The organism is Myroides oncorhynchi (assembly GCF_020905415.1).
Taxonomy (GTDB): Bacteria; Bacteroidota; Bacteroidia; order Flavobacteriales; family Flavobacteriaceae; genus Flavobacterium; species Flavobacterium oncorhynchi_A.
Genome location: NZ_JAJJMP010000001.1, coordinates 339,893 through 362,500, shown reverse-complemented (window position 1 = coordinate 362,500; position 22,608 = coordinate 339,893). Strand labels below are relative to the sequence as shown.

Sequence of the window (22,608 nt, the reverse complement as noted above, 5' to 3'; positions counted from 1 at the left end):
TAGAACTACTTGGAAAGGTAGACCATAGAGGGTGATAGTCCCGTATAAGTAAGAGAAGATAAGAATAGTGGTATCCTGAGTAGGTCGGGGCACGTGAAACCTTGATTGAATCCGGCGGGACCATCCGCCAAGGCTAAATACTCCTGAGAGACCGATAGTGAACCAGTACCGTGAGGGAAAGGTGAAAAGAACCGTGAATAACGGAGTGAAATAGATCCTGAAACCATACGCCTACAAGCGGTCGGAGCTTCTACGTGAAGTGACGGCGTGCCTTTTGCATAATGAGCCTACGAGTTACCGTTGCTGGCAAGGATAAGTGATTAAGTCATGGATCCGTAGCGAAAGCGAGTCTTAATAGGGCGCTTTAGTCAGTAGTGGTAGACGCGAAACCGTGTGATCTACCCATGGGCAGGTTGAAGTTTAGGTAACACTAAATGGAGGACCGAACCGTTTAACGCTGAAAAGTTTTCGGATGACCTGTGGGTAGGGGTGAAAGGCCAATCAAACTCGGAAATAGCTCGTACTCCCCGAAATGCATTTAGGTGCAGCGATAGTCGATAGTTACTTAGAGGTAGAGCTACTGATTGGATGCGGGGGCTTCACCGCCTACCAATTCCTGACAAACTCCGAATGCTAAGTAATGATACCTATCAGTGAGGGCATGGGTGCTAAGGTCCATGTCCGAGAGGGAAAGAACCCAGACCATCAGCTAAGGTCCCCAAATGTATACTAAGTTGAAATAACGCGGTTTGATTGCCCAGACAGCTAGGATGTTGGCTTGGAAGCAGCCATTCATTTAAAGAGTGCGTAACAGCTCACTAGTCGAGCGATCGAGCATGGATAATAATCGGGCATAAGTATACTACCGAAGCTATGGATTTTCGCATCATATGCGAGAGTGGTAGGGGAGCATTCTAACGGGGTAGAAGGTGATTTGTGAGAATTGCTGGACCTTTTAGAAAAGAAAATGTAGGCATAAGTAACGATAAGGGGTGCGAGAAACACCCCCGCCGTAAGACTAAGGATTCCTGAGCTATGCTAATCAGCTTAGGGTTAGTCGGGACCTAAGGCACACCCGAAGGGGGACGTCGATGGCCAACGGGTTAATATTCCCGTACTACTTATAATTGTGATGGAGTGACACAGTGATGAAAGCACCGCGAACTGACGGAATAGTTCGTTGAAGCACGTACCTATTGGTTTGATAGTAAAATGCGTCAGACTAGGAGAAATGCGATAGTACTTTGCGTCTTCGGACAACGAGATAGTGTGCCTAAGGGCTGTCAAGAAAAGCTTCTAAACTTAGATTATAAGTACCCGTACCGTAAACCGACACAGGTAGTCGAGGAGAGTATCCTAAGGCGCTCGAGAGATTCATGGCTAAGGAACTAGGCAAAATAGACCTGTAACTTCGGGAGAAAGGTCGCCAGCAGCAATGCTGGCCGCAGTGAAAAGGTCCAGGCGACTGTTTATCAAAAACACAGGGCTCTGCAAAATCGTAAGATGAAGTATAGGGCCTGACACCTGCCCGGTGCTGGAAGGTTAAGAGGAGATGTTATAGATGAGCAATTGTTTAGAAGCATTGAATTGAAGCCCCAGTAAACGGCGGCCGTAACTATAACGGTCCTAAGGTAGCGAAATTCCTTGTCGGGTAAGTTCCGACCTGCACGAATGGTGTAACGATCTGGACACTGTCTCAGCCATGAGCTCGGTGAAATTGTAGTATCGGTGAAGATGCCGATTACCCGCAGTGGGACGAAAAGACCCTGTGCACCTTTACTATAGCTTAGTATTGTTCTTGGATAAGTGATGTGTAGGATAGGTGGGAGACTGTGAAATGGCGTCGCTAGGCGTTGTGGAGTCATTGTTGAAATACCACCCTTTGCTTATTTGAGATCTAACTCCGCGATTGTGGAGGACATTGCTTGGTGGGTAGTTTGACTGGGGTGGTCGCCTCCAAAAGAGTAACGGAGGCTTCTAAAGGTTCCCTCAGCACGCTTGGTAACCGTGCGTAGAGTGCAATGGTATAAGGGAGCTTGACTGAGAGACATACAGGTCGATCAGGTACGAAAGTAGAGCATAGTGATCCGGTGGTTCCGCATGGAAGGGCCATCGCTCAAAGGATAAAAGGTACGCCGGGGATAACAGGCTGATCTCCCCCAAGAGCTCATATCGACGGGGGGGTTTGGCACCTCGATGTCGGCTCGTCACATCCTGGGGCTGGAGAAGGTCCCAAGGGTTGGGCTGTTCGCCCATTAAAGTGGCACGCGAGCTGGGTTCAGAACGTCGTGAGACAGTTCGGTCTCTATCTACTGTGGGCGTTAGAAATTTGAGTGGATCTGAATCTAGTACGAGAGGACCGATTTGGACCAACCTCTAGTGCATCTGTTGTCTCGCCAGGGGCATCGCAGAGTAGCTACGTTGGGAAGGGATAAGCGCTGAAAGCATATAAGTGCGAAACCCACCACAAGATGAGATTTCTTTAAAGGGTCGTTGGAGATTACAACGTTGATAGGCTATAGATGTAAAGGCAGTAATGTCAGAGTCGAGTAGTACTAATAACCCGTAAGCTTATGTGTACTCCCCTTGTTTAATACAAGGGGAGGGCAACTTTCTAAATATGTATTCAAAAAAAGTCTAACAAAGTAGTTAAGGTATATCAATATAGTTCAAAAATATTAGTTACGTCAATGTAACAACCGATTTAAGGTGGTTATTGCAGCGGGGCTCACCTCTATCCATTTCGAACAGAGAAGTTAAGCCCGCTAGCGCAGATGGTACTGCTAACCAGTGGGAGAGTATGTCGCCGCCTTTCTTTAGAATCCCCAATCTCGTATGAGGTTGGGGATTTTTTGTTTATATAAATAGTTATAAAGTATTTTAGACTATAATGTTATCAGATATAGGATTACTTTAGTTTTTTGAATTAGTATATTGTTTGGTAAAAGTAACTTTATTCCGAATAATATTCTTTTTTAATTTAATTAACTTGCTTTTTATTCTTTTTATATTTAAATTTGCACTCGTAAATAAGGGATATGGAATATAAGCTTGATGAAGTTGATTTAAAAATCTTGCGTTTGATGCAGGATAATGGTAGAATTAATAACTCTGATGTGGCAAAGGAGTTAGGTATGGCACCATCAGCTGTATTGGAAAGAGTAAAAAAACTTGAAAATAAAGATGTTATTTTGGCTTATCACGCAAGAGTTAATCCAGAAGCATTAGATCAGAAAATGCTTTCTTTTATCTTTATTAAAGTTGATGAAATTATAGGTGATGAAGAAACAGGAAGATTATTAGCTGAGATTCCTGAAGTATTAGAAGTTCACGATATAGCTGGTGATGATGGTTATATGATTAAAGTTAGAACTACTGATTCATTAGCTTTAGTTCATTTAATGAGGAATTCACTGTCAAAAATACAAGGGATTATTTCAACAAGAACGATCATCGTTTTACAAACAGTTAAAGAGGAAAATAAGTTACTTATACCTGAAAAGTTAGAATAGTTATGGGAGCAGTCAATACAAATGGGACAAATAAAAGTACAGTTATTGCAGCTTATATGGTTGTATATTTTGTATGGGGATCTACGTTCTTTTTTATTCATAAGGCATTGAGTGATTTCTCGCCTTTTGTATTAGGAACATTACGTTTTTTTAGTGCAAGTTTACTTTTACTGACTTATTGTAAGATGAAAGGATATAAGTTGTTTAACAAGAAGATTGTTAAGCAAGCTTGTATTACAGGATTCTTGTTATTGTTTATTGATATGGGAGCTTTGATTTGGGCAGAACAGCATGTATCTAGTGGTATTGCAGCTATTATGGCAGCAGCAGCTGCTTTGTGGTTTGTTATTTTAGATAAACCTCAATGGAAGAATAACTTTTCAAGTATTCCAACTGTCTTAGGTTTGTTGTTAGGTTTTGTAGGAGTTATTATGCTATTTGCAGAGCAAATTAATATTGCTAGTGATGAATCTCAGAAGCTTTTGAATATTTTTTGTATGGTATTGTTGATTCTAGGTTCTATAGCTTGGACAGCAGGTTCGTTATATTCTAAATATTCAAAGGATAAAAATACTACAGAGGGGGAAGATCTTCATGTTATGGTTAAGACTTCTTGGCAGATGATAACAGCTGGTGTTTTGTTCTGTATTGTGGCTATCTCTAATGGAGAGTTCGCAGCATTTGATCCAATGGAGGTATCAGCGTCAGGTTGGTTTTCACTAGGGTACTTAATTACTTTTGGTTCTATCTTAGCTTTTGGATCTTATATATGGTTAATTCAAAATAGACCAGTTGTGGAGGTAAGTACATATGCTTATGTTAACCCAGTAGTTGCTGTGGCATTAAGTTATTTCTTTACTGATGATATTATTACTAGTTTACAGATTGGTGGTCTAGCAGTTGTATTATTGAGTGTTGGATTAATGAACTGGGATTTATATAAGAATAGTAAGTTTATAAAAGTATTCAATAAGAAAAGAAAAGAGAGTACTGAAGATAAGGAGGAATTGAATATTTCGAATTAATTATAGTGTTTTAAAAATATTAAGAAGGTCTATGCAATTATGCTAGACCTTTTTTTGTTCTTAATCTTTTTGATTAACAAGATGTTGATTAATTTAAAAATGATTTATTCTTGTATATCTAATTTAAAGTTATAATTTTGCACCGCTTTTAGTTCAGTGAAGTTTCGCTAATAGCACACTTTTAAATGTTAAACAACTTCTAGTATTTTATCACTGATAATAAGAAACTTATAAAAACTAGAATACAAATTTTATCAGAAATGTCTGAAAACATTAAAACACAAGAGGAGTTCTTAAATGATTTTAACTGGGATAACTACGAAAATGGTATCGATGCAGTTGAAGATGCTCAATTAAAAGAATTCGAAAGCTTAGTAGAAAAAACTTTTATTTCTACTGATGACGAAGAAGTAGTAGAAGGAGTTGTAGTTAGAATCACTGACAGAGACGCTATCGTTGATATCAACGCTAAATCTGAAGGTGTTATTTCTTTAAATGAGTTCCGTTACAATCCAAGTTTAAAAGTTGGTGATAAAGTAGAAGTATTAATCGACGTTAGAGAAGATAAATACGGACAATTAGTTTTATCTCACAGAAAAGCTCGTACTATCAAAGCTTGGGATAGAGTTATTGCTGCTCATGAAACAGGAGAAATCGTTAATGGTTTCGTAAAATGTAGAACTAAAGGTGGTATGATCGTTGACGTATTCGGAATCGAAGCATTCTTACCAGGTTCTCAAATTGACGTTAAACCAATCCGTGATTACGATCAATACGTGAACAAAACAATGGAATTCAAAGTAGTTAAAATTAACCACGAATTCAAAAACGTTGTTGTATCTCACAAAGCACTTATCGAGGCTGATATCGAAATTCAAAAGAAAGAAATTATCGGTCAATTACAAAAAGGTCAAGTGTTAGAAGGTGTTGTTAAAAACATTACTTCTTATGGTGTATTTATTGACTTAGGAGGTGTAGATGGATTAATCCACATCACTGACTTATCTTGGTCAAGAATCAATCACCCAAGTGAAGTGTTAGAATTAGACCAAAAATTAAACGTTGTTATCTTAGACTTTGATGATGAGAAAACAAGAATTCAATTAGGTTTAAAACAACTTTACGCTCACCCATGGGATGCTTTAGATACTAACTTAAATGTTGGTGATAAAGTTAAAGGTAAAGTAGTTGTTTTAGCTGACTACGGTGCTTTCATCGAAGTTGCTGAAGGTGTTGAAGGTTTAATCCACGTTTCTGAAATGTCTTGGTCTACTCACTTGAGATCAGCACAAGATTTCGTAAAAGTTGGAGACGAAGTAGAGGCAGTTATCTTAACTCTTGATAGAGACGAAAGAAAAATGTCTTTAGGTATCAAACAATTATCTCAAGATCCTTGGACTGATATCACTTCTAAATACCCAGTAGGTTCTAAACACAATGGTATCGTTCGTAACTTTACTAACTTTGGTGTATTCGTAGAATTAGAAGAAGGAATTGATGGATTAATTTACATCTCTGACTTATCTTGGACTAAGAAAATCAAACACCCATCAGAATTTGTTAACGTAGGAGATAAATTAGACGTAGTTGTATTAGAGTTAGACGTTGAAGGACGTAAATTATCTTTAGGACACAAACAAACTACTCCTAATCCTTGGGACAAATACGAAGCTGCTTACGCTGTTGGAACTGTGCATTCAGGAGAAATCTCTGAATTAGTTGACAAAGGTGCTACTGTAGTATTCGAAGATGATGTTGTAGCTTTCATCCCAACTCGTCACTTAGAAAAAGAAGACGGTAAAAAGTTGAAAAAAGGTGAAACTGCTGAATTCAAAATTATTGAGTTCAACAAAGAATTCAAAAGAGTAGTTGCTTCTCACACTTCTATCTTCCGTGAAGAAGAAGAGAAAAACGTAAAGGCTGTTGAAACTGCAAGTAACACTGCAGAAAGAACAACTTTAGGTGATATCGACGCTTTAGCTGAATTAAAAGAAAGAATGGAGAAAGGGAAATAATTCCTAACCTATAAATTTCTAAGCCCCAACATTGTTGGGGCTTTTTTTGTACCCATAATGTATTGTTGTATAGATTAATTACAGTTTATTTTTAATATCTTTAAGTATTGTTTTAATTTTTAATAAATGGGATGGTTTACTAACCGAAATAAAGTATGGGAAATTAAACAGACACTTATTCTGTTAGGTGTCGTTGGTGTATCTAGTTTTTTAAGTTTAGGTGTACTAACTCCTATCTTTATTTTTGCTTTTGGTTCCCAAGTTAAGATTGGCCGTTGGACTCAGACAGCAGTGTTTATTGGCATGCTTTATTTAGCACTTCTATTTATTGTATTATTTGTTTATATCTTAGGTGTTAATCCTACTTCATTCTTAGCTCTTAACTACATAAGTTTTTATATTTATATTGTTTATTTATCTATATCTATTCCTGAATACCTTCAACGGTTAGATCTTAAGAATTATATTAATCTAGAAAAGGGGAAAGAATATAGTTATTATACAATTATGGATCAGTTAAACAATCTAAAAGCTAATAAGTCTCTTAAGGAGTCCTTCTTAAGTAATTTAAAGGTTTTTAAGCGACAAATTACTAATTCAAAGTTTAGCGATGATGTTGATGAAATAATATGCTTAATAGAGGTTATTATAGTTAATGAAACAACTTCAATAGATTTATTGTTAGAACGTCATGTTTCTACTATTGAAAACTCTTTAATTCAGTATATTGAACTTAGTAATAGTTATCATAAGAGTGAGCAAGTTCTGAGTTCTATTCATAAATTAGAGGAATTAATAAAATACGCGCGTATAGCATTAGAAAACGAATTATCTACGATGATAGAGAATCAAGTATTAGATGTAGATGGTGAAGCATCAGTATATTTGTCTGTATTAAAAGGAAGGGGATTATTATAATGGGATGGTTCACAACACAGTCTAAGCAGTGGGAGCTAAAAATAGGATGGATTAGTTATCTAGCTATCTTGTTTCCTTTTTTCTTTCCTCCATTAGCGATGCTTTATATGGGGATATTAGGTAAGATTAGAAATCTGATCTTAGCTAGTTTTCTATGGGGAGGACTATATGCATTAGGCTATTTTTTATATAGGCTCTATGGAGATGTGCAGTATGTAGATATTTTACTATTTTGTATTTTATTAAGTGGAGCATTAGTAGTAGCGATGTATCTAAAGGTCTTTTTGAGAAGAGTTCATTTGAGATCTATTATTGATATCAAGTGGAATCTAGAGTATGATTATGTTGATTTTATGAGAAGAAAGAAGATATCTGAAGTGCTATCTGTAAGTGATTTTATAGATCATCTAACACAGTGGCAACTACAGATAATCAATATAGAAGTTAGAGGTAGTATCGCAAGTATGATACAATTGACCAAATCAATTACTATGAATAATCAGCATAGAAGTGATTTATTTATCGAAAGACACGCTTATTCTATAGAGAACATGTTACAACAGTATCATCAGATAGAGTTGTCTAAACTGAATAACGAAGTGATGAAGTCTGCTGAATATAAGATTAGAACGACACTTCTTGCTGCCACTACAGCATTCGAGAATGAATTAAATAATAAAGGCAAATATAATCACTTAACTATAGAAGTAGACTCTGAAGTCTATATTCAAGATTTAAAAAATCGAGGTTTATTATAAAAAAAGTTATGGAAAAAGATATTCAACAAATGCGTACCGAGAATGCATTAGCTCCAGAAGTTAATGTTGATTTCTCACCTCAAGATCTAAAGCAAATAGAAACATATAAAAAAGCGATAGACTTATCTAATACAACTCAGGTTATTCAGTATGGAGCTAGTAGTCAATTAAAAGCGAGCACCTTTGCAACGGAGATATTGAAACAAGTGCAAACTAGGGATTTAGGCGAAACGTCTACTATCTTAGTTAATTTACGTGAGGATGTCAAGTCTTTTGAGGGAATAGCGAATAAGAAAAGCTTATTTCCAATGTTTGATAGCATTAAAAAGAAGATATCTAGACTTCAAACACAATACAGTAAAGTTGAAACAAATATCAATGCCATAGAACTTCAGCTAGAACGTCACTATAAATTAATGATGAAGGATGTGGCTATGTTCGATAAGTTATTTGAAGAAAATAAAAATTACTTTAAAGAATTGTCTTTATATATAGCTGCAGGTGATGAAAAACTTTATGAGTTAAATACTATTGACCTACCACGTTTAAAAGCAGAAGTAGAATTAGAAAATGATCCTTCTAAAGTTCAATCCTTTAAAGATTTAGAACAACAAGTGGTGAGATTTGATAGAAAGATACACGATCTAAAGCTAACTAGAATGGTTATTTTACAATCTTCGCCACAGATTAGAATGGTGCAGAACAATAGCCTAATGCTAATGGAAAAGTTGCAATCAAGTATTGTGAATACCCTTCCTCTATGGAAAAACCAGATGGTACTTACTCTAGGAATAGCACGTTCTCAACAAGCTTTAGGGGCACAGCAAGCTGTAAATGATGCTACTAATGACTTGTTAACGAGAAATAGCGAAATGTTAAAAGACTCAACTATTAAGATTGCTCAAGAAACAGAACGTGGTATCGTAGATATTGAAACTATTCGCAAAGTAAATACAGATATTATCAATACGATAGATGAGATAGTGCGTATCCAAACAGAAGGAAGAGATAAACGCAGAGCAGTAGAAATAGAATTAAAAGAACAAGAAAGTGATCTAAAGAAACACTTATTAGGTACTTCTGATACTACAAAATAAGGTCTATTACTCTTAGGTCATCTGTTTTAAATACATAAAAAAAGGAGATTCACACGAATCTCCTTTTTTAGTAATATAATCGATTTAATGACTATTTGTTTTTAGCAGCTGTAAGTTCAGCAATCTTTACGATTACTTCAGTAGCTTTTACGATACTTTCTACAGGTACATACTCATATTTTCCGTGGAAGTTGTGCCCTCCTGCGAATATATTAGGACATGGAAGTCCCATATAAGAAAGTTGAGAACCGTCAGTACCTCCGCGAATCGCTTTGATAAGTGGTTTAATACCTAGTTCTTTCATTGCCTCTTCAGCGATATCTACGATATGCATTACAGGTTCTACTTTTTCACGCATATTAAAATATTGATCACCTATTTCGCAGTTTACGATAGGTCCACCAAACTTCTTAGCATGTTTTTTATTAAACTTCTCTGCTAATTTAGCGATGTCTTTTTTGCGTTTCTCGTATTTCTTAAGATTGTGGTCACGAATGATTAGTTCTACTACAGACTCTTCGATACTACCGGTTACGGTATGTACGTGGAAGAATCCTTCATAACCTGTAGTCTTTTGAGGTACTTCATCTTTAGGTAATTTAGAGATGAACTTGTTTGCTAATAGGATAGAGTTAACCATTTTTCCTTTAGCATATCCAGGGTGTACACTCTTACCATTAAAAGTAAGTTTAGCATATCCTGCATTAAAGTTCTCATACTCTAATTCTCCGATTTGGCTACCATCCATTGTGTAAGCCCACTCAGCTCCAAATTTTTTAACGTCAAATAAATGAGCTCCTCTTCCGATTTCTTCATCAGGTGTAAATCCGATACGGATTTTACCATGTTTGATTTCAGGGTGTTGGACCAAGTATTCCATAGCAGATACTATCTCAGTGATTCCTGCTTTATCATCAGCTCCTAATAAAGTAGTACCATCAGTAGTGATGATAGTTTGTCCTTTATATTGAAGAAGATCTTTAAAGTAAGAAGGAGATAATATGATATTTAGCTCTTTGTTTAATACGATATCACCACCATCATAATTTTCTATGATTTGTGGTTTAACATTAGCCCCACTAAAGTCAGGAGATGTATCAAAGTGTGAAATAAATCCAATAGTAGGTACTTCGTGTTCAACGTTACTAGGTAATGTAGCCATGATATAAGCATGCTCATCTATAGTTACGTCTTCTAGACCTATTTGTTTTAATTCTTCAACTAGTTTGTTAGCTAAATCCCATTGTTTCTCAGTACTAGGACAACTGTTTGATGATGAATCAGATTCAGTATCAACAGTTACATAACTGATGAAACGGTCAATGATATGTTGCATAATGTATAATATTTTAGTCTAACAAAAGTAGGGATTTAAAGTTGAATAGAGAGAATATCCAAACTGTATTATTCTAAAAGTTACTTTTTATGATTGAAACAACTGTTTTTAAATATAATATCATTTATTATTCAAACATATTAAAGGTGCTCTAAATGCTCTTTATTCTTAGTAAAATGGGATTTTTTTAGGATGGTCGCATAATGGTCGCATAGTTTTGCCCTTTTTTGATGCGACCATTATGCTATCATTATTTCATCATTGTGCTATCATAGTTTTATCTATGTCTCGTCCTAATATAGCTGTATTTATTCACTTTATCATATAGAATAATAATAATTAGAGTAGTGAATTTTAAAGACAAGAGATACATATGAAGTGAGGTATTATTGTATATTTGAGTGAAGTAATAAATAGAAAGGAAGATGAAACTTTATATATCTGTGTTAGTAATGTTGTTTAGTTGTGCGACTTGGGCGATAGAGCCTATAAAGGAGTATGTAGATCATCCTGCTAATTCGACTATTAATTTTGAAGCAACAGAGATAGTTACACCTGATAATTATAAACTCAAGTCTTGGATATGTTTTCCTCCTAAGGATAAAGATGTAAAGAAAGTGTTGGTATTAGCATATGGAGATGCTGGAAATATGTCCTATTATGTAAGACAAGTATTAGAAGTGGCAAAACGTGGTTATACTGTTGTGATGTTTGATTATAGAGGTTTTGGCGAAAGCCAAGCTTTTGAGATGAAAGAGACACAACTTTATTATGATGAATTTGTTACAGATTTAAGAGCAGTAGTAGAGTATAGCCAGAAGAGGTTTACTCAGCCTGTCGGTGTATGGGCATTATCTATTGGGACTATAGCTAGTACATTATTATATACAGATTATAAATACGATTTTTTAATAGCAGAAGGATTTGTTTATAGCCCACAAGATATCGTAGATAAGTTAAAACAACATTTAGAGAAAATATATACCTTACCTAGTAGTGCTTCTCACTATGAGTTAGCACTAAGTAAGTTAACTTTGCCTGTGTTATATTTCGCTGGAGATAGAGATGGATTAACCTCTCCGAATGATAGTTATAGAGCTAAATATCTTAATCCTAAGAGTGAAGTAGTTTTGTATAAAGGAGGACATCTTCAGGGATTTCAAGCATTGTCAGATAAGACACATGGCGAGCGATATATAAATGCTTTAGATGCTTTTTTTACTGAGAAGAAGAGTACTGACTCAGATAAATAACAGTAGAATAGGAGATTAATAATAAGTAGATTAAATTATAATCAAATCCTAATAACCCAAGAGTATATAATAAGTAACTTTGTGCTCAGAAACAATCATTCTAGAAATACTAAAAGATGGAATCTACACATAGACATTTCTTATTATATAAGCCACACGGATACATTAGTCAATTCATTTACGAGAAGAAGAGAACCAAGCATAAACTAGGAGAGTTGTTTGATTTTCCAGAAAGAACGATGGCTATCGGTCGATTAGATGAGAACTCAGAAGGACTGTTGTTTTTGACTACTGACGGTGTGATGAGTGAGCGTGTAAGAAGTGCTCATTATGAGAAAGAGTACTATGCTCAGGTAGATGGTGATATCACTGAAGAAGCAGTCGAGCAGATGCGAAATGGAGTACTGATAGGTGTGAAAGGTGAGAAGTATATGACTAAACCTTGTGTAGTTGATAAACTGGATAAATTGCCAGACTGGATAGGCGAGGGTAGACGTATTAGAGATGAGAGACATGGTCCGACTAGTTGGGTGCGTATCATTCTGACAGAAGGAAAGTTTAGACAAGTTAGAAAGATGACAGCCTATGTAGGTTATGCGACATTAAGATTAGTGCGTGTTCGTATAGGTAATGTATCATTAGAAGGACTGAAAGTAGGTGAAGTAAAAGAAGTAGATCAATTTTAATCTAAGCAGGTATGAATACTAAAGCAAAAGAAAATTATCAATTTCAAAAGATAGTAGCCGTAGTAGGTGTATTATTATTTGTTATTAAAATAGTTGCTTGGTCATTAACACATTCTGTGGCTATCTTGACAGATGCTCTAGAGAGTGTGATTAATGTAATCAGTGGTTTCGTAGGGCTATATAGTCTATATCTATCTGCTTTACCACGAGATCGAAATCACCCTTATGGACATGGTAAAGTAGAGTTTATCTCTGCTACTGTAGAAGGAGGGATGATCATACTAGCAGGGGTAGTTATTATCTTTGAAGCGATTAGAAACCTACTCAATCCTCAACCTGTAGGTAAACTAGATTATGGTATTATCTTAGTCGCTATCACAGCTATCGTTAATTATGTGCTAGGATGGTATGCTATCAAGAAAGGGAAAACGAACAAATCACTTGCCTTAGTAGCTAGTGGTAGACACTTACAGTCAGATACCTATTCTACTATTGGTATTATTATAGGACTTATATTATTATACTTTACTGGTTATGGATGGTTAGATAGTGGAGTAGCTTTACTTTTCGCAGGGATCATTATCGTGACAGGGTATCGTATTGTTAGAGGTGCTATATCAGGTATTATGGATGAGACTGACGAAATGTTACTTCAGGAAGTAGTAGACTATCTTCAAGCACATAGACGTGCTAACTGGATAGACTTGCATAACCTGCGTATTATTAAGTATGGCGCAGTACTCCATTTTGATTGTCACATGACTATTCCTTGGTATTTTAATATCGTAGAAGGGCATAAAGAAGTAGAGATACTAGAGAAAGAGATTATAGAAAAGTTCGGTACCGAGTTAGAGTTATTTGTGCACATGGATGACTGTAAGCCATTCTCGTGTAAAATATGCACTGTGGAAAACTGTGCGTATCGTCAAGATAAATTTGAACAACAAGTACAGTGGACGATAGAGAATGTCTTAAAGAATAAGAGACATACCTGTACTACTCAGCCGAAAGAATAAAGCGCTTCTGTTCCCTATTAAACACTAAATTATCATCTTCGAAGAAGTTATCAAATACTCCTTGGTTTATTAGTGTTTCTGTACAGTCCTGTATATTATAATCTTTTTTTAGGACGATGATATCATCACTAAACGCTATGGCTAAGTCCATATCATGACAAGAGAATAGGATAGCTTTATTCTCTTGATGAGCTAATCTATGCAGTAGTCTAAACAAGGCGACTTTATGATGTAGATCTAAGTGATTAGAAGGTTCGTCTAGTATGATGATCGGTGTATCCTGAGCGATAGCTCTTGCTATAAGTACTCGCTGAAGTTGACCATCACTAAGTTGGCTAATCTGTCTATGAGCCAGGTCTTCTATTTCTGTTAGTGAGATGGCTTTATTAACTAATGCGTTATCTTGCTCACTTAATGTACTATAGTAGTTAAGATATGGTGTTCTTCCTATTTGTATAAGTTCGCGAACTGTTAACTCTGATAATGGTATTTTCTCTGTAAGTACTATGCTGATTAGCGTTGCTAATTTAGCTTTAGAATACTCCTTTATCTCTTGATTATTCACATATACTTTACCCGCTATTAGTTCTTGATTAGAGGAGATACTTCGCAGTAAAGTAGATTTACCTATTCCATTTATTCCTAATAGCGAAGTCAGAGTACCTTGTCTTAAATTGATATTCAGCTGTTGTTGTACTATTTTATTAGCTCCTTTTTTTATAGGATAACCTATTGTTAAGTTCTCTGTTTTTAGAATTGGTGTAGACATGGTCATTATAATATAATCATAGTGGGTTAAATCTAGAATTAGTGTTAGCCAAATACTACAAGATAATTCTACTCCATAGCTCTATCTTATATAATTTCTTTTCGTTTATCTGTCTATCGTTAATTCTGGATTAAAAGTAGTCAAATAGGATGAAATGTGAAAGAGGTGGAGTTAATGTACTGCTAATTATCAAAGTTTATTTATTTTGTTTTTGACTTTGGTTTATTGTCTAAGTGTTGAGGAATAATAATCTATAGTTAAGATCACTTTAGTAGTACACCTAATATCTGTAGTGGTATCACTTATTCGTGTCGCAAAAAGACATTGAATACGGTAAAATAATCTTATATTTGTGTGTAAATTTTTTATTGAAAAAATAATGAAACCAAACACACAACAATTAACAGAGTTAACTACACAAGTAAGAAGAGATATTCTTAGAATGGTACATGCTGTAAGTTCTGGGCATCCAGGAGGATCTTTAGGCTGTGCAGAATTCTTAGTGACTTTGTATCAAAAGTTAATGGATAGAAAAGAAGGGTTTAATATGGACGGTACAGATGAAGATATCTTCTTCTTATCTAATGGACATATTTCACCAGTATTTTATAGCGTATTAGCACGTAGTGGATATTTTCCAGTAAGTGAACTTGCTACTTTCAGAAAAATCAATACACGTTTACAAGGACATCCATGTACGCATGATAATTTACCAGGAGTGCGTATGGCATCTGGTTCATTAGGGCAAGGGTTATCTGTAGCATTAGGAGCTGCTCAAGCTAAGAAATTAAATAAAGATAACCATCTTGTTTATGTTCTTATGGGAGACGGTGAGTTACAAGAAGGACAAAACTGGGAAGCTATTATGTATGCATCTGCTAAGAAAGTAGATAACGTAATCGCTACTGTAGATTTAAATGGTAAACAAATCGATGGTTCTACTGATGATGTATTAAACTTAGGTTCTGTAAAGGCTAAGTTTGAAGCATTTGATTGGGAAGTAATCGAAATAGCAAAAGGTAATGATATAGATTCAATCGTTGCTGGATATGAAGAAGCAAAAGCTAAATCAGGAAAAGGAAAACCTGTATGTGTGTTACTACACACTGAGATGGGGAATGGAGTAGACTTCATGATGAATACACATGCTTGGCATGGTAAGGCTCCTAGTGATGCACAATTAGAAGAAGCTTTCAAACAAAATCCAGAATCTTCTTTCGGAGATTATTAATCGACTAAACTTGAATCAAATGAAAAAATATACAAATACAGGAAGTAAAGATACACGTTCAGGATTCGGTGCTGGACTTACTGAATTAGGACAAAAGAATGAGAATGTAGTAGCTTTATGTGCTGACTTGATCGGTTCATTAAAGATGGATGATTTTAAAAAGAATCACCCAGAACGTTTCTTCCAAATCGGTATTGCTGAAGCAAATATGATTGGTATTGCAGCTGGTATGACTATCGGAGGTAAAATACCTTTTACAGGTACATTTGCTAACTTCTCTACAGGACGTGTTTATGATCAAATCCGTCAGTCAGTAGCTTACTCTGAGAAGAATGTTAAGATATGTGCTTCTCACGCTGGATTGACTCTAGGAGAAGATGGTGCTACGCACCAGATCTTAGAAGATATCGGATTAATGAAGATGCTTCCTAATATGACTGTAATCAATACTTGTGATTATAACCAAACGAAAGCGGCTACATTAGCTATCGCTGAGTACGAAGGACCTGTTTATTTAAGATTCGGACGTCCAGTAGTGCCTAACTTTATGCCTGCTGATGAGAAGTTCGTTATTGGTAAAGCAATTATGTTAAACGAAGGAACTGATGTTACTATCGTTGCAACTGGACACTTAGTATGGGAAGCTTTAATCGCTGCTGAAGAATTAGAAGCGAAAGGAATCTCTGCAGAGGTGATTAATATCCATACTATCAAACCTCTTGATGAGGAAGCTATCTTAAAATCAGTAGCTAAAACAGGATGTATCGTTACAGCTGAAGAGCATAACTTCTTAGGGGGGCTTGGAGAAAGCGTATCTAGAGTATTAGCTTTAAACAATCCATTACCACAAGAATATGTAGCAGTACAAGATACTTTCGGTGAATCAGGTACTCCAGAAGAATTAATGGAAAAATACGGTTTAAATGCAGCAGCTATCATTGAGAAGGCACAAGCAGTTATCAAACGTAAAAAATAAGAAGTAAGGTTACTTACTTTATAAATATAAAGCAGGCTATTCAAGAGATTGAATAGCCTGCTTTTTTTAGTGTTGATTTTGACTGTATATTGTTTGTAGTTCTGTAAATAGCTTATGATCTTTAAACTCATCCACTGTTTTGTATATAGCAGTTTTTTTTAGTCTTCCCTCTACGTAGAACTTGACTTGATATCCAGCAAGTGTTTTGGTTATTAATGTTCCTTCAATTGGTTTATCTTGTTCGTCGTATAGTAAAAAACCAATAGCATTTAATTCATTAGTATTTGTTTTGAATATAGAATACATCTTAGTTGTTTTTTCTATGATTTCTTCTTCCTCTGAACCTTCTTTTGGGTTGATTAGGTAGTCAAAAATATCTATTACTGAGTCAAAGTATTCTTCAGTAGATATTTTTGAAGTTCTTGGAAATTTATAAAACATATCTGTCATAGTAGAAGAGATAGGTTCTGTTTCTTCTCCCTGATCATCAGTGGTATAATATGTTTTATTAGTGAACTTGATTATGTTGCTTTTGACAGTATCGCCTTCTATATAGTATGTTGATCTTGATTTAGCTGTTGGGTCATTAGCAATTAGGTTGTCGTTTAAAACAAGATTGTTGTTATCATATATTTCAGGAACTAAGTATTCTCCATTACTCTTTATTTTAATGTAAGATGGAGATTCAAAGTCTTGAATTATAACTTCATTATCTTTCAATTGATAGATAATCTTTTTAAAGAAATGCATATCAAATAGATTGATGTCAATACTGATAATTTTACTATTTATATATTGTGGAACAAGAAGTATTCCGACAAGGTCTTGATTGTTTATATAACGATAACCATCAGTTATTTTTCCGTTTTTAAAAGTTGACTTTCGGTTGTATTCAATGTAATGACTTAAATCACTTTGTTTTACTAAATCAAAACTATATTGATATAGAAGTATTCCATCGACGTAGTAATCTATTAAATGTATTCTATCAATGATAATATTTTCACTAATAAAGTAGCCATTATAAGGCTTATTATCTTTATAAGTTCCTGTGTACCTTTGTTGTGGGTCAGATGTTATATGAAATGCGTTATAGATCACTTTATCTAATTGGTTGTTTACAAAGTATGCGATATATAGAGGTTTATCTAAGTTGTTTATATAAACAGTGTCATAATACTCAATAGATTGTAATTCTGCGTTCTTATAAATCCTTTTAGTAGAATCGTCTATCAAAGTGCCATTTATAGGTACTCCATTCTTGTAGATCTCGTCAGTCAATAGAACTCCCTCTTTATATGTTTTTTTATAACCATCTCTTGTCCCTTGTTTCATCTCATACATTTCTTCAGGGATATCAGCATAGTAGTTTGTGAAAATAGTTTGCTTACCATCTTTTAAAAAGTTTTTATAAGTAGACAGTGTCTTTTTCTCATCTAAGTTGTAAAAGGTGCCTTCATAAGCTTTATTGTCTTTAAAGACTCCTTTAGCTACGATAGTGTCGCTTTCAACGTTTTTAGTGATTATTTTGCCTACTCTTTGTCCTTTGACCATTTGGAAGTAAGTGACTTTATTGCTTATTGTATCTGTGAAGAAGCCATCATAAGGTTTTCTGTCTTTGTCTAGTAATTGAATGCTTTCTTTTTCTTTTTCATCATAAGAGTATATCTCTGTATTCTTCCAAGTACTTCTGTTTATTTCTTTCACTTTGCCATTAGGGTAGTAAGTCGTTTTTTGTTGGCTCCATTTGTTGTCTTTAGGGAGGTTTTCGTCTTTCACTTTTACTGATTGAGCGATACCAAATTTGGTGTAATATTTATACGTAGCAGTGCCTTTAGGATTATTATAATCTTCTTTCATCTGACTTAGTACATTGCCTTTATCATTCCAAAAAGTAGTACTGACTTTTGGGCTATATTGTGTCTTTGTATAAGTTGCTTCTTTTGCTTTATTGCCATTTGACCAATAGACTATCTCGCTGTAGTTTAGGATGTCATTTGGCAGGTATTTCTTCTGATTTTTTAGCTTAATACTGTCTTTTTCTATATGTCTATTTCTTTTAGTAGAATAGTAATCATCTCTGAATTTGCGATAGATAAATGTACCATAATAGTCTTCGTTATAGTATTCACCTACTATTGGTTTCTTTCCGTCGATAAAGATAGTTTCTAATTGTTTCTCTCCTTTTTTATTATAAAGTATCTTCTTCCATTCCTTTCCATCAGGATAATAGTAAGTTAATTCCTTTGTATCCGTAAGGTTCTCATAGTTAGCTGTAGAAGAGTCATATCCTTCTTTTGTGTACCAATAGGCATCACCTACACGTGCATTCTCATCATCAGAATACGCATACCCTTGATACTGTAGTTGACCGTCTCTGAAGTAGTCTTGGATATATAGAAGATCGCCAACTTTCTTTAAAGGCAATGGCCTGTAATAGATGTAGTCCGCACTAGTTGTCTCGTTCCAGTTAGCATCGTAGTAGATCTTATCTTGTCCTAAAACAGTAAGACTAATAATAAGAAGAAGTAGTGTAATGAACTTTTTCATAAGTAATTAAGCATTTATCTTAATATAAAAATACTGAATTATTATAGTTTAAGTGAAATGAAAGCAAAAAAAACGAGAGAGTAAAAACTACTCTCTCGTTTTGTATACTTATAAATAAATCTATTTATTTCTTTCCTGCTTTTGACCAATCAGGGAAACCTTCTTTATCTATATCAGGGAAACAAGATCTATCAAGGTATCTATAGGTTGTTCCACAAGGTTTTAAAAGTTCTGAATGAGAATAAGGATAATATGCTTTTTTATTATTAGCATCCTTATATTGTAATTCTACCTTAGTTAACACTCCATCACCATCATCATCATCATCAAGGAAGTTAGGTCTACCATCTTCATCAGTGTCAAACCCGAAGTAATCTTTAATAGTTAGTTTTAAATCTAATATTTCTTGATCCGTAAGAGCTCTTCCTAATTGTAGTGATTTTTCAATAACTTTTTTGGCTTCATATTTAGATAGGATACCATCTCCATCGTGATCACGTTCTTTTCTACTTACTAATGTCATGTCTATGATATGAGGTTGGTAAGCTTTTAACTTACTTCCAAAACCTGCATTAAAATAACCTACTCCTGAAGGAATAAATGCAATGATTCTACCAGCAGAACCTTTGTCATATATAGGTGTTCCATCTGAACTAGTTTTGACACCAGTTGCAGTTTTTACTTTTGTAAGTATTTGTCTCTCTGCAGTTTTTAATTGTGCAGGTATCATTTGATAGTTACCTTGAGACATATATGCAAATTCTTTAATTGTAACAGGAAAAGAGAAATAATTCCCCATACCATTTGTTGTAAACTGTTCGTTCTTTAACGAGATTGATTTCGTTTTGACGAATACAGAATCTATAGTTGATATAGAGTGTTCTTTACCTTCTTGTTTTGTACCTACTGCATCAGGGACAATAAAATATGCTATAGTATAAGCTAACGAATCCTTTGGCTTAGTATACTTTAATGAAGTACTACCATTAGATAATCTAATAGCTTCATATTCGTAGTTATCTGATGTTATTTCTTGATATATAATTTCTATCCTCTTATCCTGTATTAAAGGAATTTTGCTGGTTGCATTAGGATTAGAAAGACTGTCAAAACGAATATTCTCTCCATCAAGTATTAGATAGTTCTTTTCTAGATATTCTTTTATCTGTTTGTCATTTTCGTCACGGACTTCTTTGCGATCTCTAAGATTAACGACCGTATTTCCGTTTCCATCATCTTTATTACAATTGGCAGCTATTAATCCTAAGACTGTAAGACTTAAGATTGTAAATAATCTATTCATTTTTTGACTTATTTTAGTAGTGCAAGATACAATTTTACTTTATTTTTGTGTACTTTGTTAGAGAAATTTAATGTGAAATTATGCGAATCGATAAATACTTATGGTGTACTAGATACTATAAAACCAGAAATATAGCAACAGAGGCTTGTAAAAAAGGGCATATTACTGTAAATGGGCAAGTGGCTAAAGCTTCAAGAGAAGTTTTTGCTACAGATAAGATAACGCTAAGAAAAGATCAAATAGTATATAGACTTGCAGTTTTAGATGTCCCACCCAATAGGGTTGGAGCTAAGTTAGTAGATATTTACAGAAAAGATGAGACACCTGCAGAAGCATTTGAACATTTAGAATTACTGAAATTATCTAAAGAGTATTATAGAGCTAAAGGAACTGGACGACCAACTAAAAAAGATAGAAGAGATATTGATGACTTTCACGATTACGAGGATCAGGATGTAGTTGATGGAGAGGAGAGTACTGAGATAAATAAGGTAACTAAAGAGGATAAATCAGATGTTTGATAAGGATTTTTGGGAGCAGAAGTATACTAATGATGAAGCTCAGTGGAACGCAGGGAGTATCACTATGCCTATAAAAGAATACATTGATCAATTGACAAATAAGAAACTTGATATTCTAGTGCCAGGTATAGGACATGGACATGAATTTATGTATTTATATAAAGAGGGTTTTACTAATATTACTGGGGTAGACTTTACTATTGTAGCTGCGTTAGAAGCTTATGGCTTGATGAGCGATTTTCCTTACGGAGATGTTGTTTTGGGGGATTTCTTTGAACATGAAGGGGAATATGACCTTATTATTGAACAAACGTTTTTCTGCTCATTGCCTATTGCTAATAGAACAGATTATGTAAACAAGATGTATGATTTATTAAAACCAGGTGGTAAGTTAGTTGGAGTTTTATTTGACTGTCAATTTAATCAAGGCACACCTCCTTTTGGTGGAAGTAAAGAAGAGTACTTAGACTTGTTTAAGGACAAGTTTGAGGTCAAGATATTAGAAACTGCACATAACTCAATCAAGCCTCGCACAGGAAGAGAGTTATTTTTTATAATTAATAAACAACATGACTAAAAAAATCATTTTAACCAAAGAACAAATCAAGTTCACGACTAAGCGTATCGCTTACCAGATCTATGAGACTTATATTAATGAAGAAGAGATAGTAATAGCAGGTGTAGCTAATAGTGGATATACATTCGCTCAAAAAATTAGTGAGGCACTACAAGAGATATCTTCTATAAAAGTTATCTTATGTGAAGTGCGTATAGATAAACAGAATCCGATTAATCCAATAGAGACTTCATTAGAAAGTACTGCTTATGCTAATAAATCTGTAGTATTAGTGGATGATGTTTTAAATTCGGGAGCTACTCTTATATATGGAGTGAAGCATTTCTTAGATGTACCCTTAAAGAAATTAAAGACAGCTGTATTAGTAGATCGAAATCATAAAAAATATCCCGTTAAGGCAGACTTTAAAGGGATATCATTATCTACATCTTTATTAGAGCATATCCAAGTTGTTTTTGATGGTGATGAGGAATATGCTTATTTAAGTTAGTTTAAAAGCTGTACAATTTCTTGAGTGATTTGCTCAGGTGTTTTATTATCTATTGTAATTATGTTTTTAGCTTGGTGGTAGAAATAGCTACGATCAAACAAATGCTTAGCAATAAAAATTTCAAGAGTGTCGTCTGAATTCTGATTAAGAAGAGGGCGGTGCTCTTTTTCTTTTTCTAGACGATCTGTTAGTGTCTTAATTGATCCTTTTAGGTAGAATGATTGTACATCATCTTGCTGAAGAGCTAAATGATTATTTGCATAACACGGAGTGCCACCACCTAGACTTAGTATAAAATTGTCTTTTGTATCTATTATTTCGCGTAGCAAAAGGTGCTCTTGCTTCCTAAAATAGATTTCACCTTTCATTTTGAATATTGTTGAAACTGACATTTGATGTTTTTTCTCTATTTCTAGGTCCAGATCTAAAAAATCTAAGCTTAATTGTTCTGCAAGTATTTTACCTATTGTTGACTTGCCAGAACCCATATAGCCTAAAAGTATTATTTTTTTCATAAAACAAGCGGTTGTTTATTAGTGTGTTAGAAGTTGTTCGAAAATCAAAGGCAAAAATAA

General features: G+C 34.6%; 19 protein-coding genes and 2 rRNA genes (1 of these 21 running past the window's edge). 16 read left to right on the top strand and 5 right to left on the bottom strand.

Annotated features, from left to right (window positions below):
• The 8 genes from LNQ81_RS01425 to LNQ81_RS01390 all read left to right on the top strand — a co-directional run.
• A 23S ribosomal RNA gene (locus LNQ81_RS01425) occupies window positions 1-2,579 on the top strand (it extends 316 nt beyond the left edge of the window).
• A 126-nt stretch (window positions 2,580-2,705) separates the two neighbouring features.
• Window positions 2,706-2,815: ribosomal RNA gene (gene rrf / locus LNQ81_RS01420) — 5S ribosomal RNA — on the top strand.
• Between the two features lie 223 nt (window positions 2,816-3,038).
• The gene (locus tag LNQ81_RS01415; protein WP_229944395.1) at window positions 3,039-3,512 is read left to right on the top strand and encodes an Lrp/AsnC family transcriptional regulator; all 474 of its coding nucleotides are present in this window, start codon (window positions 3,039-3,041) and stop codon (window positions 3,510-3,512) included.
• Window positions 3,513-3,514: 2 nt separating this feature from the next.
• Window positions 3,515-4,537: an EamA family transporter gene (locus tag LNQ81_RS01410; RefSeq protein ID WP_229944394.1), complete on the top strand. Its 1,023-nt coding sequence runs from the start codon at window positions 3,515-3,517 to the stop codon at window positions 4,535-4,537.
• A gap of 260 nt (window positions 4,538-4,797) precedes the next feature.
• Entirely contained in the window at window positions 4,798-6,552 is a 1,755-nt protein-coding gene (gene rpsA, locus LNQ81_RS01405; protein ID WP_229944392.1) for a 30S ribosomal protein S1, read from the top strand.
• Window positions 6,553-6,678: 126 nt separating this feature from the next.
• Window positions 6,679-7,470 (top strand): hypothetical protein, encoded by a 792-nt coding sequence (locus LNQ81_RS01400; RefSeq protein ID WP_229944391.1) that lies wholly within the window; start codon window positions 6,679-6,681, stop codon window positions 7,468-7,470.
• On the top strand, window positions 7,470-8,228 hold the full coding sequence (locus LNQ81_RS01395) for a hypothetical protein (protein ID WP_229944389.1): 759 nt from the start codon (window positions 7,470-7,472) through the stop codon (window positions 8,226-8,228). The genes LNQ81_RS01400 and LNQ81_RS01395 overlap by 1 nt, the downstream gene beginning before the upstream one ends.
• An 8-nt stretch (window positions 8,229-8,236) precedes the next feature.
• Window positions 8,237-9,325 (top strand): toxic anion resistance protein, encoded by a 1,089-nt coding sequence (locus LNQ81_RS01390; protein ID WP_229944388.1) that lies wholly within the window; start codon window positions 8,237-8,239, stop codon window positions 9,323-9,325.
• A 91-nt stretch (window positions 9,326-9,416) separates the two neighbouring features.
• Here the strand turns inward: LNQ81_RS01390 and pepT are convergent, their stop codons facing one another.
• Complete coding sequence (pepT, locus tag LNQ81_RS01385) at window positions 9,417-10,661, bottom strand: peptidase T (RefSeq protein ID WP_229944386.1); 1,245 nt, start codon at window positions 10,659-10,661, stop codon at window positions 9,417-9,419.
• A 425-nt stretch (window positions 10,662-11,086) separates the two neighbouring features.
• On the opposite strand from pepT, the gene LNQ81_RS01380 reads away from it, so the two are divergent.
• The 3 genes from LNQ81_RS01380 to LNQ81_RS01370 all read left to right on the top strand — a co-directional run bounded on the left by LNQ81_RS01380 (window position 11,087) and on the right by LNQ81_RS01370 (window position 13,616).
• Window positions 11,087-11,914, top strand: coding sequence for an alpha/beta hydrolase (locus LNQ81_RS01380; RefSeq protein ID WP_229944384.1), 828 nt, complete (start codon window positions 11,087-11,089; stop codon window positions 11,912-11,914).
• A 116-nt stretch (window positions 11,915-12,030) separates the two neighbouring features.
• Window positions 12,031-12,600: a pseudouridine synthase gene (locus LNQ81_RS01375; RefSeq protein ID WP_229944383.1), complete on the top strand. Its 570-nt coding sequence runs from the start codon at window positions 12,031-12,033 to the stop codon at window positions 12,598-12,600.
• 11 nt (window positions 12,601-12,611) lie between these two features.
• On the top strand, window positions 12,612-13,616 hold the full coding sequence (locus LNQ81_RS01370; protein WP_229944381.1) for a cation diffusion facilitator family transporter: 1,005 nt from the start codon (window positions 12,612-12,614) through the stop codon (window positions 13,614-13,616).
• On the opposite strand, the gene LNQ81_RS01365 is transcribed toward LNQ81_RS01370, so the two are convergent.
• Window positions 13,597-14,385 (bottom strand): ABC transporter ATP-binding protein, encoded by a 789-nt coding sequence (locus LNQ81_RS01365; protein ID WP_229944379.1) that lies wholly within the window; start codon window positions 14,383-14,385, stop codon window positions 13,597-13,599. The two genes, LNQ81_RS01370 and LNQ81_RS01365, sit on opposite strands and share 20 nt — an antisense overlap.
• 379 nt (window positions 14,386-14,764) lie before the next feature.
• Between LNQ81_RS01365 and LNQ81_RS01360 the strand changes: the two genes are divergently transcribed.
• Both LNQ81_RS01360 and LNQ81_RS01355 read left to right on the top strand, forming a co-directional pair.
• Window positions 14,765-15,616, top strand: a complete 852-nt coding sequence (locus tag LNQ81_RS01360) for a transketolase (protein WP_229944377.1) — start codon at window positions 14,765-14,767, stop codon at window positions 15,614-15,616.
• A 19-nt stretch (window positions 15,617-15,635) separates the two neighbouring features.
• The gene (locus LNQ81_RS01355) at window positions 15,636-16,592 is read left to right on the top strand and encodes a transketolase family protein (protein ID WP_121967400.1); all 957 of its coding nucleotides are present in this window, start codon (window positions 15,636-15,638) and stop codon (window positions 16,590-16,592) included.
• A gap of 66 nt (window positions 16,593-16,658) precedes the next feature.
• On the opposite strand, the gene LNQ81_RS01350 is transcribed toward LNQ81_RS01355, so the two are convergent.
• Together LNQ81_RS01350 and LNQ81_RS01345 are read right to left on the bottom strand one after the other, a co-directional pair.
• Entirely contained in the window at window positions 16,659-19,142 is a 2,484-nt protein-coding gene (locus LNQ81_RS01350) for a hypothetical protein (protein ID WP_229944375.1), read from the bottom strand.
• 124 nt (window positions 19,143-19,266) lie between these two features.
• On the bottom strand, window positions 19,267-20,445 hold the full coding sequence (locus tag LNQ81_RS01345; RefSeq protein WP_229944373.1) for an EF-hand domain-containing protein: 1,179 nt from the start codon (window positions 20,443-20,445) through the stop codon (window positions 19,267-19,269).
• Window positions 20,446-20,525: 80 nt separating this feature from the next.
• Between LNQ81_RS01345 and LNQ81_RS01340 the strand changes: the two genes are divergently transcribed.
• Genes LNQ81_RS01340 through LNQ81_RS01330 form a run of 3 tightly spaced genes read left to right on the top strand, consistent with a single transcriptional unit; the run spans window position 20,526 to window position 22,033 of the window.
• Window positions 20,526-20,966 carry an RNA-binding S4 domain-containing protein gene (locus LNQ81_RS01340; protein WP_229944371.1) on the top strand — a complete coding sequence of 147 codons (441 nt, stop codon included), beginning with the start codon at window positions 20,526-20,528 and terminating at the stop codon, window positions 20,964-20,966.
• Window positions 20,959-21,543 carry a methyltransferase domain-containing protein gene (locus tag LNQ81_RS01335; RefSeq protein WP_229944369.1) on the top strand — a complete coding sequence of 195 codons (585 nt, stop codon included), beginning with the start codon at window positions 20,959-20,961 and terminating at the stop codon, window positions 21,541-21,543. Before LNQ81_RS01340 ends, LNQ81_RS01335 begins: the two co-directional genes overlap by 8 nt.
• Entirely contained in the window at window positions 21,536-22,033 is a 498-nt protein-coding gene (locus tag LNQ81_RS01330; RefSeq protein ID WP_229944368.1) for a phosphoribosyltransferase family protein, read from the top strand. The genes LNQ81_RS01335 and LNQ81_RS01330 overlap by 8 nt, the downstream gene beginning before the upstream one ends.
• Here LNQ81_RS01330 and LNQ81_RS01325 read toward each other — a convergent pair.
• The gene (locus LNQ81_RS01325; RefSeq protein WP_229944366.1) at window positions 22,030-22,548 is read right to left on the bottom strand and encodes a shikimate kinase; all 519 of its coding nucleotides are present in this window, start codon (window positions 22,546-22,548) and stop codon (window positions 22,030-22,032) included. The genes LNQ81_RS01330 and LNQ81_RS01325 overlap by 4 nt on opposite strands.
• Window positions 22,549-22,608 lie beyond the last annotated feature (60 nt).

Excerpts from the sequence above, each read along its gene's own strand:
- LNQ81_RS01415 (WP_229944395.1), top strand. The coding sequence starts at position 3,039 with ATGGAATATAAGCTTGATGAAGTTGATTTAAAAATCTTGCGTTTGATG.
- LNQ81_RS01410 (WP_229944394.1), top strand. The coding sequence starts at position 3,515 with ATGGGAGCAGTCAATACAAATGGGACAAATAAAAGTACAGTTATTGCA.
- rpsA (WP_229944392.1), top strand. The coding sequence starts at position 4,798 with ATGTCTGAAAACATTAAAACACAAGAGGAGTTCTTAAATGATTTTAAC.
- LNQ81_RS01400 (WP_229944391.1), top strand. The coding sequence starts at position 6,679 with ATGGGATGGTTTACTAACCGAAATAAAGTATGGGAAATTAAACAGACA.
- LNQ81_RS01395 (WP_229944389.1), top strand. The coding sequence starts at position 7,470 with ATGGGATGGTTCACAACACAGTCTAAGCAGTGGGAGCTAAAAATAGGA.
- LNQ81_RS01390 (WP_229944388.1), top strand. The coding sequence starts at position 8,237 with ATGGAAAAAGATATTCAACAAATGCGTACCGAGAATGCATTAGCTCCA.
- pepT (WP_229944386.1), bottom strand. The coding sequence starts at position 10,661 with ATGCAACATATCATTGACCGTTTCATCAGTTATGTAACTGTTGATACT.
- LNQ81_RS01380 (WP_229944384.1), top strand. The coding sequence starts at position 11,087 with ATGAAACTTTATATATCTGTGTTAGTAATGTTGTTTAGTTGTGCGACT.
- LNQ81_RS01375 (WP_229944383.1), top strand. The coding sequence starts at position 12,031 with ATGGAATCTACACATAGACATTTCTTATTATATAAGCCACACGGATAC.
- LNQ81_RS01370 (WP_229944381.1), top strand. The coding sequence starts at position 12,612 with ATGAATACTAAAGCAAAAGAAAATTATCAATTTCAAAAGATAGTAGCC.
- LNQ81_RS01365 (WP_229944379.1), bottom strand. The coding sequence starts at position 14,385 with ATGTCTACACCAATTCTAAAAACAGAGAACTTAACAATAGGTTATCCT.
- LNQ81_RS01360 (WP_229944377.1), top strand. The coding sequence starts at position 14,765 with ATGAAACCAAACACACAACAATTAACAGAGTTAACTACACAAGTAAGA.
- LNQ81_RS01355 (WP_121967400.1), top strand. The coding sequence starts at position 15,636 with ATGAAAAAATATACAAATACAGGAAGTAAAGATACACGTTCAGGATTC.
- LNQ81_RS01350 (WP_229944375.1), bottom strand. The coding sequence starts at position 19,142 with ATGAAAAAGTTCATTACACTACTTCTTCTTATTATTAGTCTTACTGTT.
- LNQ81_RS01345 (WP_229944373.1), bottom strand. The coding sequence starts at position 20,445 with ATGAATAGATTATTTACAATCTTAAGTCTTACAGTCTTAGGATTAATA.
- LNQ81_RS01340 (WP_229944371.1), top strand. The coding sequence starts at position 20,526 with ATGCGAATCGATAAATACTTATGGTGTACTAGATACTATAAAACCAGA.
- LNQ81_RS01335 (WP_229944369.1), top strand. The coding sequence starts at position 20,959 with ATGTTTGATAAGGATTTTTGGGAGCAGAAGTATACTAATGATGAAGCT.
- LNQ81_RS01330 (WP_229944368.1), top strand. The coding sequence starts at position 21,536 with ATGACTAAAAAAATCATTTTAACCAAAGAACAAATCAAGTTCACGACT.
- LNQ81_RS01325 (WP_229944366.1), bottom strand. The coding sequence starts at position 22,548 with ATGAAAAAAATAATACTTTTAGGCTATATGGGTTCTGGCAAGTCAACA.